The organism is Neisseria sp. DTU_2020_1000833_1_SI_GRL_NUU_006, assembly GCA_032388755.1.
GTDB lineage: Bacteria > Pseudomonadota > Gammaproteobacteria > Burkholderiales > Neisseriaceae > Neisseria > Neisseria sicca_C.
On sequence record CP135593.1, the window covers coordinates 643228 to 657625 of the forward strand.

A 14398-nucleotide genomic window follows, 5' to 3' on the forward strand; every position below is an offset into this window, starting at 1 on the left:
AGTCCGACCATGTGTAACCACCATCATCAAAACGACAGCAAAACTCCCCACTCAGAAGCCCGCGACAACGACACCATCCGCATCCGCGGCGCGCGCACGCATAATTTGAAAAACGTCGATTTGGACATTCCGCGCCACAAGCTGGTGGTGGTAACGGGGCTGTCGGGCAGCGGCAAGTCGTCGCTGGCGTTTGACACGCTGTATGCCGAAGGCCAACGCCGTTATGTTGAAAGCCTTTCTGCCTATGCCCGTCAGTTTTTGCAGATGATGGACAAACCCGATGTTGATTTGATCGAAGGCCTGTCGCCCGCGATTTCCATCGAGCAGAAATCCACCAGCCACAATCCGCGTTCCACCGTCGGCACGGTAACGGAAATCCACGACTACCTGCGCCTTTTGTACGCACGCGTCGGCACGCCGTATTGCCCCGAACACAATCTGCCGCTATCTAGCCAGACCGTGTCGCAGATGGTCGATGCCGTATTGAAACTGCCGGAAGATACGCGCGTGATGATTTTGGCGCCGGCAGTACGCGAGCGTAAGGGCGAGTTTGTCGACTTCTTTGCCGACTTGCAGGTGCAGGGTTTTGCGCGGGTGCGCGTGGACGGTGAGGTCTATCAGTTGGACGAAGTGCCGAAGCTGGAAAAAAACATCAAGCACAATATTGACGTGGTCATCGACCGCGTGAAAGTGAAGGCGAACATCAAGCAGCGGCTGGCGGAAAGTTTTGAAACCGCGCTGCGCCACGGCAACGAGCGCGCGCTGGCGATGGAAATGGACAGCGGCGAAGAACATTGGTTTTCCGCGCGTTTTGCCTGCCCCGTGTGTTCGTACAGCCTGCCCGAATTAGAGCCGCGCCTCTTTTCATTCAACAACCCGATGGGTTCCTGCCCGACTTGCGACGGCTTGGGCAACACCAATTTCTTCGACCCCGAAAAAGTGGTCGCCCATCCCGAATTGTCGCTGGCAACGGGCGCAATTGACGGCTGGGACAAGCGCAACCAGTTCTATTTCCAAATGATTCAATCGCTGGCGCGGCACTACGGTTTCGATGTGCAGGCTGCTTGGGAAACGCTACCTGAAAAAGTGAAAAAAGTCGTGTTGCACGGCTCAGGCAAAGAAGTCATTGATTTCACTTACCTGTCCGAACGCGGCACCACCTTTAACCGCAGCCACGCCTTCGAAGGCATCATTCCCAATCTCGAACGCCGCTACCGCGAAACCGACAGCGAAACCGTGCGCGAAAAACTGCGCGAATACCAAAACCACCGCGCCTGCCCGAGCTGCGGCGGCGCACGTTTGCGCAAAGAAGCCCGTTACGTTTACGTCAGCGGCGAACCTTTACACGAAGTCTCCGCCTGGCCGCTGACCAAAACCCACCAATTCTTTGAAACGCTGGATTTGGACGGCAACAAAAAACAAATCGCCGAAAAAATCCTCAAAGAAATCACCGAGCGCCTCGGCTTTCTGATTAACGTCGGACTGGATTACCTCAATCTCTCCCGCTCCGCCGAAACCCTCTCCGGCGGCGAAGCCCAGCGCATCCGCCTCGCCAGCCAAATCGGCAGCGGCCTGACCGGCGTGATGTACGTATTAGACGAACCCTCCATTGGCCTGCACCAGCGCGACAACGACCGCCTGCTCGCCACCCTCAAACGCCTGCGCGATTTAGGCAACAGCGTGATTGTGGTCGAACACGACGAAGACGCTATCCGCGAAGCCGATTTCGTCGTCGATATGGGCCCCGGCGCGGGCGAACACGGCGGCAACGTACTGATTGCCGACACCCCCGAAAACGTCGCCAAATGCGAAAAATCCGTTACCGGACAATACCTCAGCGGCAAAAAATCCATTGCCGTGCCGTCTGAACGCACGCCCGTCAATCCCGACCGAATGCTCGTCCTCAAAGGCGCGCGCGGCAACAACCTCAAAAACGTTACCCTCGAACTGCCGCTCGGTTTGATTACCTGCATCACCGGCGTATCCGGCAGCGGCAAATCCACCCTGATTAACGACACCCTCGCCAAAATCACCGCCCGCGAACTCAACCGCGCCCAAGAAGAACCCGCCCCATACGACGACATCCGCGGCCTCGAACACCTCGACAAAGTCATCAACGTCGACCAATCCCCCATCGGCCGCACCCCGCGCTCCAACCCCGCCACCTATACAGGCCTGTTCACCCCCATCCGCGAACTCTTCGCCGGTGTCCCCCTCTCGCGCGAACGCGGCTACAACGTCGGCAGATTCTCCTTCAACGTCAAAGGCGGCCGCTGCGAAGCCTGCCAAGGCGACGGCGTAATTAAAGTCGAAATGCACTTCCTGCCCGACGTGTACGTCCCCTGCGAAGTCTGCCACGGCAAACGCTACAACCGCGAAACGCTCGAAATCCAATACAAAGGCAAAAACATCAGCCAAGTCCTCGACATGACCGTCGAAGAAGCCCGCGAATTTTTCGACGCCGTCCCCACCGTATCGCGCAAACTACAAACCCTGATGGACGTAGGCCTCGGCTACATCCGCCTCGGCCAGTCCGCCACCACCCTCTCCGGCGGCGAAGCCCAGCGCGTCAAACTCGCCTTGGAACTCTCCAAACGCGACACCGGCAGAACGCTCTATATCCTCGACGAACCTACCACCGGCCTGCACTTCGCCGACATCGCCCTGCTGCTGGAAGTGATAGGTCGTCTAAAAGGCAAAGGCAACTCGATTGTGATTATCGAGCATAATCTTGACGTTATAAAAACGGCTGATTATATTGTCGACTTAGGGCCGGAAGGCGGCGATGGTGGGGGGAGGATTATTGCTTCAGGTAGCCCCGAGGAAGTGGCGAAGGTTAAGGGAAGTTATACTGGGAAGTATTTGAAGAATATATTGTAATTTCTTAATTCAGAAGGCATATGAAAATGAAGCAAAAAAATGATTTTAATGGTGCGAATTTTAATGGATCAACACAAATTGGAGAACAGCGTACAACCATACAAGGTGATCAGTACAACGTCAATCAATATAATAACTATGCAAATAATCAGTTAGATAATGAGAAAACGAAAGTATATACAGTTGAACCAAAATGGAGAAGCCCTTTTACAATGGGAGTATTAACTTGGATTAGCGTTTTTCTTGGTATTGCAGGAATAATACCTTTGGGTGCACTCATCTCTAATATACTTAATACTTTTAATTCTCCTATACAAATAAATAATAATGAGTGGTATAATTTAATTTTATTTGTTTTATTTTTATTGTGTTTGTTCATATGTTTGATTGCAATTAAGCTTCGTGAAATTACTAGTAAGCAAATTAGATTGCCATTGTTTCATAATTATGCCATTAATGGAAAAGGTTACATATTAACATTAGAAAAAATCAAGCCAAACCTCTGTCCTTTTTGTGGAGGAAGAATGAAATATTACAATAAACCGACTAAATGGATAGATTTTCGTTACCCAAATGGCAAATTAAAAAAGAGGAAGGTTACCGAAAGAACTCCTGCGGTTGAATGCATACGGAACGAAAACCATTGTTATGAGATAGATCCAGCAGAAGATAAGGTGTGATGTAAGCAAGCCGTAGCCTGCATACCCAGCCAACTGCGTGCGTGGCTACGCCACAGACCCTACCTGCGAATCACGCGAAATTTTAAAACCAACGCGTAAGGTGTGTGCGGTACGCACGCACGCGGTTATTTGATTGACGGTTTGCCGTTTCAACTTTTAACTTTGTCGAAGCTGGCGCTTTCAGACGGCCTCCAATGCCGTCTGAAAACATTAGCTCCAACAAAGTTAAAACCTTAAACAACAAACCATTCCTTCTCCAACACCCAAACCACAAACAAAAATCCTATGGCGCGTTATCGCAGAAACTTCACTGTCGGCGGCACATTCTTTTTCACCGTCAAACTCGCCAACCCAAAATCGCGCCTGCTTGTGGAACATGTCGGCTTCGCGTACAGCAAGCGTAGGTCGGATACTTGTATCCGACAAAATCTTTAACTCCCGTCATTTCAATCCATTGCAACAATGCCCAAAATGTCGGATTTGAGAATCCGACCTACGCCAAGCTTTTCAGACGATCTCCAATGTCGCCTGAAAACGTCAGCAAGCCGTAGCCTGCTTACCAAACCGACCGCACGCGGTTATTTGATTCATGGTTTGCCGCTTCAAAGTTTTCAGACGACCTCTGATGTCGTCTGAAAACGGTTTGTCGGATACTAATATCCGACAAACCTTCAACTCTCTGCCTTTTTCCGATTATGTCGGCAACAATTTAACGGTTTAAATTTAAACCGCTATAAATGTCGGATTCGGGAATCCGACCTACATTCTTCAAATTGCGGCTACGGCAAAATCCAGAGTGCGGCCAAACAATTCAACCTGCCTTGTTTGTCTCTGCAAAAATCAAAAAAGGTCGTCTGAAAACTTATTAAAATCAATTTGTTAGATGACTTCTTGTCATGATTTCAAACCATTATGCCTGTTTGTTCCAACGTTCGATGGATTCTTTGATAACCTGTTTCGCTTCTTTCACGTCACACTAATGCTCAACTTTGGCCGAAACTGCTTTTTCGTAGCTTTACCCCCAACCGACCGTGTGCGTGGCTGCGCCACACAACCTACCTGCAAATCATGCGGAACTTTAAAATCAAATCGTAGAGTGTGCGCGATCATCTAATTGAAGGTTTGCCGTTTTAAATTTTCAGACCACCTTAAAGGTCGTCTGAAAGCAAATTGCAGATTGAAAGGTATAAATAAAAAAAACGGATTCTGAGTAGTCGGAATCCGTTTTCGCTATAAGATGTCTCGTATTATTTAGCTTCTTCTTTAGTCGCCGCAGCCTCGTCTTTGGCTTCTACCGCAGCGTCTTTCGCTTCTTCGGCAGCTTCTTTTGCCTCTTAGGCTTTATCTTCAGGAGAAGCGGCAGGGGCATCGCCTTTCAATCCATCCAAAGCTGCTTTACAGGTAGCGTCTCTTTGGTCGGCAGGCATATCTTTTAAGGCTGCTTTAGTTTGCTCAAATGATTTTTGCATCAGGTCTTTTGTGCCTGCATCAACGCCTTTAGTAATGTCGGCAAAGGCTTTTCCGTATTCGTCGTAAACAGCAGAATAAGAGCTGCCGCCACATGCGGACAAAGATAGTGCGGTAGCAGAGTTGCCAAATAAAATAAATGATGCTTCTTAATTGAATTTATGAAAAAAAATTGAAATTATTTAAATAGCAACTGAGTTTCGTTTGGTACTTTAGCGAAATTATCATTTTTCTTGTTCAATGAAAAAAGGTCGTCTGAAAACCTGAAACATGGTTTTCAGACGACCTTTGTCTTGTAATCTGTTTTGTCCGTTCGTTTTCAGCATCCGCAGGAAGTCTCGTCGGATGTCTGAAGGCTCAAGGCTTTGCGTTTTTTGGCTTTTTCGTAACGGCAGCGTTGGCGTTCGGTGGTGATTTCCAACGGTGGGACGGGAACGGGTTTGCCGTCTTCAACCGCGACCATGGTGAAGTAGCAGCTGTTGGTATGGCGCACTTCGCCGTTGCGGATGTTTTGCGCCTCGACGCGGATGCCGATTTCCATGGAGGTTCGGCCTGTGTAGTTGACGCTGGCGTAGAAGGTTACCAAGTCGCCGACGTGTATCGGCTCTTTAAACAAGACTTTATCGACAGACAGGGTAACGCAATAATTACCGCTGTAACGGCTGGCGCAGGAATAAGCGACTTGATCGAGCAGGCGCAAAAGTTCGCCGCCGTGGACGTTGCCGCTGAAATTGGCGGTGTCGGGCATCATCAGTTCGGACATGATGAGTTCGTGTGAAGGGAGCTGGCGGGTTTGGTCCATGGTGTTCCTCTTTTTAAAATGAATGTTTGTGTTAGACGGGCGGCCGTTCAGTGGTTGGGATGGTTTTCAGACAACCTTGCCGATTGTATTTAATATATGAATATACGGAAATTGGATTTTTTTATGGGTTTATAACCATTTTCTGCGCGAGAAGAAAATCAGCAGCCCGACAATGATGCACAGCATCAAACCCAAAACCATAAAATAGCCGTAATGCCAATGCAGCTCAGGCATGTTGTCGAAGTTCATGCCGTAGATGCCGGTGATGACGGTCAGCGGCATGAAGATGATGGTGATGACGGTCAGGACGCGCATTTGCTGGTTCATGCGGTTGGACTGGAAGGAAAGGTAGATGTCCATCATGCTCAACACCATGTCGCGCGAGGCGTCGAGCGATTCGATAAGCTGCATGATATGGTCGTACACGTCGCGCAGATAAACGGTGGACTCGCCTTTGAAAATGGCGAAATCGCCGCGCACGGCAAGCTGATAGAACACGTCGCGCAAGGGCAAAAGCGTGCGGCGAAGGCGGACGGCGTCGCGCTTGAGTCGGTGGATTTTGCCGAGAATATCGCTGTTTTCGTTTTTAAACAGGGATTTGTCTATGGCTTCGACGCGGTTGTTGTACTCTTCCAAAACGATGAAATAGTCGTCCACGATGCGGTCGAGCAGGCAATAGGCAAGGAAGGCGGTATTTTTGCCAAGGATGCCGCGCGGGTTTTCGCTCATTTGGCGGCGCAACTGGCTGAACAGCCCCAGCGGTTTTTGCTGGAACGACAACACGAAATCCTTGCCGATAATCAGATACACTTGGTCGGAATTCAGTTTGCCGGCGGCGGTGTAGTGGTAAACCTGCGCGGCGATAAACAGATAATTGTCGTAGTCTTCGATTTTGGGGCGTTGTTTACGGCTGAGGATGTCTTCGATGACCAGCTCGTGGATGCCGTAAGGCTCCAGCGTGTGTTTGAGCAGCGTGGCGTCGTTGATGCCGACAAAATGTAGCCAGTTGGTCTGCCCCGCTTGCGGGCGGGCGATGTCGGGCAGTTTTTTACCCGCGAGATAATCGTGTTGGGCAAACGTATCGGCGGAATAAAGCGTCTGATGGATGGCGGAACGCGGCGCGTTGTCGGTATTGCTGCGCGGGACGGTTTGGTCTTGCGGGATTTCTGCGGGTATTGTCTCGGGAGCGGGTGGTGTGTTCATCATGATTGAAAAGGTATGTCTGAAGGTCGTCTGAAAACGGAATGTTTTTTCAGACGACCTTGGTTTTAAATTATTAGCATTGTAACAGAGTAGGGCAGACACCGAGGTCGCCTGAAAAGTGAAAGGCGGCGCATATTCAAAGTATGTTGTTTCGGGTATAGTGTCGTCTGTTGGTACACGGTTGTTTCCTTTGCGGGAAAAATTTTTGGAGCTGTAAGAATGTTTAAACGTCCTGAAGAAATCATTGTTTTGGTGCTGGCTGTTTTATGGGTGGTCTTGACGTATTTTTTGGCCGCATATTGCGGGGCGGATGCTTATACGGTGATATTGATCACGGGGCTGACTTTGGTTTGGGCGGCGGTATGTTTCCGCTTTTGGCAGAAAGGCTGGGAACGCAATATTTGGCCTGTTTTTTTGGGATGCCTTGTCGTTTGCTGGTGGCCGATGTTGGATTGGCTCGCCGTCAAAGATATTGTTGTGCCGAATTCTGAGACGGGTGCGATTGTAGTTGCGAAACCTTGGTACGCAGGCTGGATTTTCAAGTCTTTTCTGGCTTTGCTGCCTGTCGTTGCCGGATATGCATTTAAATGGAAAAAATCGCGTAATGTCCAATAATTCGGTTGGTCAAGCATCAAATCAATCTGTCAAAACGCCGTTTGCCGAAACGGCGTTTTTTATTTCCGTCGGGCTTGATTTTAGAGCGATTGCCCTTAACTATAAATCCAATAAAAATTTTGGGTATTATTAATCAAAGGAATAACATGGCAGAAAAAAATTATTATGAAATATTGGGCGTCGCTAAAGATGCGGATGAAGCCGCTATTAAAAAAGCCTACCGTAAGCTGGTGCGCAAATACCATCCTGATGTGAGCAAAGAGCCGGATGCCGTTGAGCGTACGGCGGAAATCAACCGTGCTTACGAGACGCTTTCCGACAAGGAGAAACGTGCCGAGTATGATGAAATGTTGGCAAACCCTTATGGCCGCAACGCAGGGGGTAATCCGTTCGGACAAGGCGGAAACCCGTTCGGCAACGGTTTCGACGGCGGAGGTTTCCGTTATGAGTATCGGGAAGGGGAACCGTTCGGCGCGGGCGACTTTAATTTTGAAGACTTGTTTTCATCGTTCCGCCACGCCGGCTCCCGACCCGAGCAGCCGCGCGGCCCTGTCAAGGGAGAAGACCAACACGCCGAATTGAGCATTGATATTTACGCAGCCTATACCGGTGCGGAACGCAGTCTGACTTTGAATGTGCCGACTTTGGACGAATATGGCCGTATGGCTTATCAAAGCAAAACCCTCAACGTCAAAATTCCCAAAGGCATCGCCGAAGGCCAGCAAATCCGTCTGGCAGGGCAGGGGCTGCCGGGCAGCAACGGCGGAGCGAACGGGGATTTGTACTTGAAAATCAAGTTCCACGACCGGCCGGACTTGTACGTCAAAAACAGAAAAGACGTATATCAGACGATAGACGTCAAACCGTGGGAGGCGGTATTGGGCGGCAAAATCATCGTTCCTACCGCATCCGGCCGCTTACAGGTCAATCTGCCTGCCAACACTCAGAGCGGCAAAACCATCCGCCTTAAAGGCAAGGGCATTCCGGCGAAAGAGGCGGGAGACCTATACTTGAATATCCGCATCAATGTCCCTGTTGCAGAAAGTGAAGCCGACCGTGCCGCATGGGAAAAACTGGCAGAACATTTCGCTGCGAAACACGCATGAAAGAAAGGATAAACCATGACGCAATCCACCGACATCACATTGACTTTTGAAGAAATTATTGCTGTCAGCCATTGCCGCCGAGATTGGCTGTTGGAACTCATCGAGGAAGACATCATCAGCATAGGCGGCAAGCCCGAACAAACTACGTTCAGCGGTTTCCACCTTGCACGTATCCGTCGCGCACAGCGTTTGAGCCGTGATTTTGAAGCTGGCATCCCGGCGTTGGGCTTGATTATGCGGCTTTTAGATGAAGTGGAAGAGCTGAGGAAAGCACAGCGGCCGTCGGTGTTACTGTAAGAGGAAGAACAATAAGGCGTTGTTATTTGTAAACAAAGGTCGTCTGAAAAATATTTTCAGACGACCTTTTCATGTATTCGACAAACTAACGGCATTGCAGCCAAGTCCGTTTGAGATGATCGACATCCGTCACTTTGCAGACATTTCCGGAGCAGCTGACCGAATAATCTACTTTGGTCGGATGCCCCCATTGTTTGAAGCCGGCACGAATTTTGCCGTTGGGCAAGGCAGACACGCTGACCTTGACTTCAGTTTCAGGATCCTGACTGTTCCATATCGGATCGGCCTCTATGCACAAATCCGCCGACCGAGAGGCAATACGGATGGCTTTTTTCAAAGAAGCATCGGCATATCGGTTCAAAATCTTCACGCCCGATTCATCATCGCGGCTTGCTTCTTGATAAATCTTCTTCACCAAACTGACCTTGGCGGCATTGTCTCCGCTTGCAAAAGAGACAGACGGCACCAGTAACGCAGCGAAAAGTATTGTCGCTATTTTGTTCATATTATGTTTTCCTAAAATCGAATTCTGCCCAACCTACCGTCCAATACCCTATTGAAACCATACTCAGTATTGACTTGGCAGGGTTCAGCCGTAAAAATACAAAAAGAATTATATCCATTGGATATGCTTTTTCAAACCGATTTAAACGTCATCGCCCCATTATCCATCCTATAAAGAGGTCGTCTGAAATGCCTGTCATGCTGATTGTCCGTCCGTCCGCGCGTGCGGGAGATGATGTGCGCACCTGTTCGCAGGCAGGGTGGCGCGCGCGGGTGTTGAGTCCGGTTGAAATCGAGCCGGACGAAGCAGCATTGCGCGGTTTGAAAGAACAGTTTTCCCGCGCGGATGCGGTGTTTTGGGTCAGTCCGACGGCGGTTGAAACCGCTGCGCCGTATGTGGATTTTTCAGACGACCTAAAGGTTCAGGTGGCGGTCGGGCAGGCAAGCGGTCGGACTTTGCAACGCTGCGGCGCGAAAAATGTGTCTGTGCCGCAAGAAGGCAACGACAGCGAGGCGGTGTTGCGGCTGCCGGTTTGGGATACGCTGCCGCAAGGCGCACGCATATTGATTGTGCGCGGACGCGGCGGGCGCGATTTTTTGGTGGAGTCGTTAAAGAAAAAAGGCTTTGCAGTGGAAATCGCGGAAGCGTATTTCAGACGACCTAATGAATTGAATTGGCAGGATTTTGATGCCGAATCCATTGATGCCGCCTTTATCGCTTCGGGCGAACTGGTACGCGGGCTGTTTGCGCAGGTTCCGCCGCAATTTTCCCGATTCTTCGAATCCTTGTTATACTTCACCCATCATCCGCGCATAGCCGACGCGCTTCGCGAGGCGGGTGCGCGCCACATACGGGTCGTCGCTTCTCTGAAAGCGGCACTTTCATCATTTCCTAAGGAGCAAACCGATGAGCCGGTCTGAAGACAATCCATCCGAAGCAAACGAAGCCGGTCGGCCGATTATCGTCGACAGTCAGGGTAACGCGGGGTCGTCTGAAACAGTGGCTCCGAAAAAGGCCAAGCAGCCTAAAACCTCCGAATACGCAGGAACACACATGTCTGAATCTAAAAATCTTCCCCAAAACCAACCCGCCCCCGTCATCATCAAACAATCCGGCGGCAGAGGGCTGGCGGTAGGCGCGCTGGTGCTGGCGCTGCTGGGTTTGGGCGCAAGTGGCTTTTTGTTTGTGCAAGGACAAAACGTCTTGAAAAACCAAGAGCTTTCGTTTAACCAAAAGCTCGATAAAGCCGCCCTGGGTGAATCTGAAAACGCTTTACTTCTGAAAGACCATTTAAACCGCCAAACCGCCATCCAAGCCGAATTGGAGCGCTTGGGCAAAGCCCAAATGGCAAACAGCGAACAAATCCTGTTGACGCAAAAAGCGTATCAGGAGCTGACCAAAGGGCGCGTCAACTGGCTGGTTGACGAAGCGGAAACCATGTTGAACCTCGCCTCGCAGCAACTGCTGCTGTCGGGCAACGTACAAGGCGCGGCGGCAGTGTTGGAACACATCGACAGCCGCCTGAGCCGTTTCGACCAGCCTGAGCTGCTGCCCATCAAACAAGCCGTCAGCCATGATTTGGCGGCATTGAAAAACCGTCCTTATGTCGATATTTCCGGCACGGCGTTGCGCCTTGATCGTTTGGAAACCGCCGTTTCCGGCCTGCCGCTGGTGTTGGACGGCGTATTACAGCCGGGCGAGCAGGCGCAAAGCAACGGCGCATCTTCAGGCTCTTGGTGGCAAAACGCTTGGGACAAATCTTTGGTTGCGTTGAAAGGACTGGTGGAAGTCCGCCGACTCGACAATAAAGACGCGATGCTGCTGTCGCCCGAACAGGCGTATTTCGTCCGTGAAAACCTGCGCCTGCGCCTTTTGGACGCGCGTACTGCGTTGTTGCAGCACAACGGCGAAGTTTATCAAAGCGATTTGAACTACGTTGAAGCGGCGGTCAGACAATACTTTGATGGCAAATCACCCGCAACACAGGCATGGCTGAAAGAGTTGTCTGAATTGAAAGCGCTCGATGTGCGCATGATTTCAGACGACAGCTTGAAAGCCAGCCTCAGCGCAGTTCGCGCTTATCAAGACGGCACGCGCACTCCGGTCGCACTGCCCGAACCCGTAACGACTGCTGCGTCTGCTCCTCTGCCCTCCGCCGCTTCCGAAGTGGCCGTTCCTCAAACCGCCTCGCAGGTAAATGAAACTGCTTCCGCACCGAAAACCGCACCGGCTCCAAGGGCTCCCCATCCTGCCAAAGCAAGACCCGCCCCTGCCGCCCAAACAGACGCGAAGCCTTTAGAAGCTCCGGCGCTGCCTTCCGAGACCAAACCGCAAAACATTTCCAAGCCGGAAAAGAAAGCGGCTCCTGAGAAACAAAGCCGCCCTGCCGCCGATGCTGATACCAAAGGAGGCCGTGCATGAAAGCCGTCGTCTGGATTGTCGTTTTATTTGCTGCCGCAGTCGGTATCGTCCTAACTTCCGGTATTTACACGGGTAATGTCTATATCGTCGTCGGACAGGTCATGATGCGGGTCAACCTGCACGCCTTTATCTTAGGGCTGGTCCTGTTTGTCGTTACCCTGTATTTCCTAATCAAATTCATCGTCGGCCTGATGAACATCCCCGCCCGTATGCAGCGTTTCGGCACGGCGCGCAAAGGCCGTCAGGCAGCCGTCGCTTTGAACAGCGCAGGTTTGGCGTTTTTTGAAGGCCGCTTTGAAAAAGCGGAGCAGGAAGCCGCCAAAGTATTGGAAAACAAAGAAGCCGGCGACAACCGCAACCTCGCGTTGATGCTGGGCGCGCACGCCGCCGACCAAATGGAAAACTTCGAACTGCGCGACCACTACCTGAAAGACATTGAAAAACTGCCGAACAAACAGCAGCTTTCCCGCTATCTGTTGTTGGCAGAGTCCGCACTCGGCCGCCGCGATTATCCGACTGCCCTGGAAAATCTGAACGCTGCCGCGCGCATTCATCCCAACCTGTCCCGCCTCGCCCGCCTGCAACTGCGTTATGCCTTTGACCACGGCGATGCGGAAGATGTGTTGGCGAAATCCGAAAAACTGATGAAAGTCGGCGCGATTAACGATTTTGAAGCGGAGCAATACCAAAGCTGGGCATACCGCCGCCTGTTGGCTGAAGCATCAGACGCAGCCGGTCTGAAAACCTGTCTGAAGCGCATTCCCGAAGCACTCAAGGCGGACGAATTGTGTGTCGCCATTGCCGAAAAATACGAGCGTCTCGGACTCTATACCGAAGCCGTCAAATGGGTGCGCCAATACTACCCGCAAAACCGCCGCCCCGAACTTTTGGAAGCCTTCGTCGAAAGCGTCCGCTTCTTCAACGAACGCGGCCAGCAAAAAGCCATCGACCTTGCCGATTCTTGGCTGAAAGACAAACCCGACGACGCGCCGTTGCTGATGTACCTCGGACAGCTTGCCTATGGCCGCAGCCTGTGGGGCAAGGCGCAAAGTTACCTCGAAGCCAGCATCGCCCTGCAACCGAGCATCGCCGCCCGCCTCATGCTGGCGCGCGTACTCGACGAAACCGGACAACCGCAAAAAGCTCAGGAACAGCGGAAATTGGTTTTGGAAGCCGTCTCCGATGACGAACGCCACGCAGCGTTGGAGCAGCATAGCTGAGTTTGGGAAACATCTTTATCTATCTCCTTTTCAGACGACCTTTCATTGCGGAAACCGCCGCAAAGGTCGTCTGAAAACCGTTTTCCTTCCCCGTTTTACAAACAAACCGAAAGCCCCATATGACCTCTTTGAAAAACGACACCTTCCTCCGCGCCCTGCTCAAACAGCCCGTCGAATACACGCCGATTTGGATGATGCGTCAGGCGGGGCGTTATCTGCCCGAATACAAAGCCACGCGCGCGAAAGCGGGCAGTTTCCTCGATTTGTGTAAAAACACCGAATTGGCGACCGAAGTCACCATCCAACCTTTAGAACGCTTCGATTTGGATGCGGCGATTCTGTTCTCCGACATCCTGACCGTCCCCGACGCAATGGGCTTGGGACTGTATTTTGCCGAAGGCGAAGGCCCGAAATTCGAACACGCCTTGCAACACGAAGCCGACATTGCCAAGCTGCAAGTTCCCGATATGGAAAAACTGCAATACGTCTTCGACGCCGTCGGCTCCATCCGCAAAGCATTGGACGGCCGCGTACCGCTTATCGGTTTCTCCGGCAGCCCGTTCACGCTCGCCTGCTATATGGTCGAAGGCGGCAGCAGCAAAGAATTCCGCACCATCAAAACCATGATGTACTCGCGCCCCGATTTGCTGCACAAAATCCTCGACACCAACGCCCAAGCCGTTACCGCCTACCTCAACGCCCAAATCGACGCGGGCGCGCAGGCTGTGCAGATTTTCGACACTTGGGGCGGCGTCCTGAGCGATGCGGCGTTTAAAGAGTTCAGCCTCAAATACATCCGCCAAATCATTGCCGGATTGAAACGCGAAAGCGAAGGCAGGCGCGTTCCCGTTATCGTGTTTGCCAAAGGCGGCGGACTGTGGCTGGAAAGCATGGCGGAAATCGGCGCAGACGCATTGGGCTTGGACTGGACGTGCAACATCGGCGAAGCACGCCGCCGCGTCGGCGACCAAGTCGCCCTGCAAGGCAACTTCGACCCGTTTGCCCTCTTTGGCACACCCCAATCCATCCGCACCGAAGTCGTGCGCATCCTTGCCGACTACGGAAACGGCAGCGGCCATGTCTTCAACCTCGGACACGGCATCAACCAACACGCCGACCCCGAACACGCCAAAATCTTAGTCGATACCGTACACGAACTGTCGCGCCAATATCACGCTTGATTGAGCGTGTAACGTAAAAGG

At 51.7% G+C, this 14398-nt stretch carries 13 protein-coding genes and 2 pseudogenes; 10 read left to right on the forward strand and 5 right to left on the reverse strand.

Translation table 11 applies throughout. From position 1 onward, the window contains the following. The first annotated feature begins 9 nt into the window (after positions 1-9). The 3 genes from uvrA (at position 10) to RSJ68_03050 (ending at position 3995) form a co-directional block, all read left to right on the forward strand. Positions 10-2880: an excinuclease ABC subunit UvrA gene (uvrA, locus tag RSJ68_03040; GenBank protein ID WNU97725.1), complete on the forward strand. Its 2871-nt coding sequence runs from the start codon at positions 10-12 to the stop codon at positions 2878-2880. 26 nt (positions 2881-2906) lie between these two features. Beyond that, the gene (locus RSJ68_03045) at positions 2907-3560 is read left to right on the forward strand and encodes a hypothetical protein (GenBank protein ID WNU97726.1); all 654 of its coding nucleotides are present in this window, start codon (positions 2907-2909) and stop codon (positions 3558-3560) included. Positions 3561-3845: 285 nt separating this feature from the next. Next, entirely contained in the window at positions 3846-3995 is a 150-nt protein-coding gene (locus RSJ68_03050; GenBank protein ID WNU97727.1) for a hypothetical protein, read from the forward strand. Between the two features lie 475 nt (positions 3996-4470). Here the strand turns inward: RSJ68_03050 and RSJ68_03055 are convergent. The 4 genes and pseudogenes from RSJ68_03055 to corA form a co-directional block, all read right to left on the reverse strand. Further along, positions 4471-4569 (reverse strand): annotated as a pseudogene (locus RSJ68_03055) (inorganic pyrophosphatase). A gap of 238 nt (positions 4570-4807) precedes the next feature. Then, positions 4808-5164: pseudogene (locus RSJ68_03060) on the reverse strand (DUF5339 family protein). A 182-nt stretch (positions 5165-5346) separates the two neighbouring features. Next, positions 5347-5829 carry an acyl-CoA thioesterase gene (locus RSJ68_03065; GenBank protein ID WNU97728.1) on the reverse strand — a complete coding sequence of 161 codons (483 nt, stop codon included), beginning with the start codon at positions 5827-5829 and terminating at the stop codon, positions 5347-5349. 129 nt (positions 5830-5958) lie between these two features. Further along, positions 5959-7032 (reverse strand): magnesium/cobalt transporter CorA, encoded by a 1074-nt coding sequence (corA, locus tag RSJ68_03070; protein WNU98338.1) that lies wholly within the window; start codon positions 7030-7032, stop codon positions 5959-5961. Positions 7033-7251: 219 nt separating this feature from the next. On the opposite strand from corA, the gene RSJ68_03075 reads away from it, so the two are divergent. The 3 genes from RSJ68_03075 to RSJ68_03085 all read left to right on the forward strand — a co-directional run bounded on the left by RSJ68_03075 (position 7252) and on the right by RSJ68_03085 (position 9050). Beyond that, the gene (locus RSJ68_03075; protein WNU97729.1) at positions 7252-7647 is read left to right on the forward strand and encodes a hypothetical protein; all 396 of its coding nucleotides are present in this window, start codon (positions 7252-7254) and stop codon (positions 7645-7647) included. Between the two features lie 146 nt (positions 7648-7793). Continuing rightward, positions 7794-8753 carry a DnaJ C-terminal domain-containing protein gene (locus RSJ68_03080; GenBank protein WNU97730.1) on the forward strand — a complete coding sequence of 320 codons (960 nt, stop codon included), beginning with the start codon at positions 7794-7796 and terminating at the stop codon, positions 8751-8753. A gap of 15 nt (positions 8754-8768) precedes the next feature. After that, the gene (locus RSJ68_03085) at positions 8769-9050 is read left to right on the forward strand and encodes a chaperone modulator CbpM (GenBank protein ID WNU97731.1); all 282 of its coding nucleotides are present in this window, start codon (positions 8769-8771) and stop codon (positions 9048-9050) included. An 85-nt stretch (positions 9051-9135) separates the two neighbouring features. Here RSJ68_03085 and RSJ68_03090 read toward each other — a convergent pair whose 3' ends face one another. After that, positions 9136-9555 carry a hypothetical protein gene (locus RSJ68_03090; protein ID WNU97732.1) on the reverse strand — a complete coding sequence of 140 codons (420 nt, stop codon included), beginning with the start codon at positions 9553-9555 and terminating at the stop codon, positions 9136-9138. A 188-nt stretch (positions 9556-9743) separates the two neighbouring features. Here RSJ68_03090 and RSJ68_03095 point away from each other — a divergent pair, with 188 nt between their 5' ends. From RSJ68_03095 to hemE, 4 genes are all read left to right on the forward strand, one after another. Then, entirely contained in the window at positions 9744-10475 is a 732-nt protein-coding gene (locus RSJ68_03095; GenBank protein WNU97733.1) for a uroporphyrinogen-III synthase, read from the forward strand. Beyond that, on the forward strand, positions 10462-11976 hold the full coding sequence (locus tag RSJ68_03100; protein WNU97734.1) for a uroporphyrinogen-III C-methyltransferase: 1515 nt from the start codon (positions 10462-10464) through the stop codon (positions 11974-11976). The genes RSJ68_03095 and RSJ68_03100 overlap by 14 nt, the downstream gene beginning before the upstream one ends. Beyond that, a complete protein-coding gene (locus RSJ68_03105; GenBank protein ID WNU97735.1) occupies positions 11973-13196 on the forward strand; it encodes a heme biosynthesis HemY N-terminal domain-containing protein in 1224 nt (407 codons plus the stop codon). The genes RSJ68_03100 and RSJ68_03105 overlap by 4 nt, the downstream gene beginning before the upstream one ends. A 119-nt stretch (positions 13197-13315) precedes the next feature. Continuing rightward, positions 13316-14377, forward strand: a complete 1062-nt coding sequence (hemE, locus tag RSJ68_03110) for a uroporphyrinogen decarboxylase (protein ID WNU97736.1) — start codon at positions 13316-13318, stop codon at positions 14375-14377. The last annotated feature ends 21 nt before the right edge of the window (positions 14378-14398 follow it).

Coding starts and splice junctions, on each gene's coding strand:
- uvrA (WNU97725.1), top strand. CDS start 10: ATGTGTAACCACCATCATCAAAACGACAGCAAAACTCCCCACTCAGAA.
- RSJ68_03045 (WNU97726.1), top strand. CDS start 2,907: ATGAAGCAAAAAAATGATTTTAATGGTGCGAATTTTAATGGATCAACA.
- RSJ68_03050 (WNU97727.1), top strand. CDS start 3,846: ATGGCGCGTTATCGCAGAAACTTCACTGTCGGCGGCACATTCTTTTTC.
- RSJ68_03065 (WNU97728.1), bottom strand. CDS start 5,829: ATGGACCAAACCCGCCAGCTCCCTTCACACGAACTCATCATGTCCGAA.
- corA (WNU98338.1), bottom strand. CDS start 7,032: ATGAACACACCACCCGCTCCCGAGACAATACCCGCAGAAATCCCGCAA.
- RSJ68_03075 (WNU97729.1), top strand. CDS start 7,252: ATGTTTAAACGTCCTGAAGAAATCATTGTTTTGGTGCTGGCTGTTTTA.
- RSJ68_03080 (WNU97730.1), top strand. CDS start 7,794: ATGGCAGAAAAAAATTATTATGAAATATTGGGCGTCGCTAAAGATGCG.
- RSJ68_03085 (WNU97731.1), top strand. CDS start 8,769: ATGACGCAATCCACCGACATCACATTGACTTTTGAAGAAATTATTGCT.
- RSJ68_03090 (WNU97732.1), bottom strand. CDS start 9,555: ATGAACAAAATAGCGACAATACTTTTCGCTGCGTTACTGGTGCCGTCT.
- RSJ68_03095 (WNU97733.1), top strand. CDS start 9,744: ATGCCTGTCATGCTGATTGTCCGTCCGTCCGCGCGTGCGGGAGATGAT.
- RSJ68_03100 (WNU97734.1), top strand. CDS start 10,462: ATGAGCCGGTCTGAAGACAATCCATCCGAAGCAAACGAAGCCGGTCGG.
- RSJ68_03105 (WNU97735.1), top strand. CDS start 11,973: ATGAAAGCCGTCGTCTGGATTGTCGTTTTATTTGCTGCCGCAGTCGGT.
- hemE (WNU97736.1), top strand. CDS start 13,316: ATGACCTCTTTGAAAAACGACACCTTCCTCCGCGCCCTGCTCAAACAG.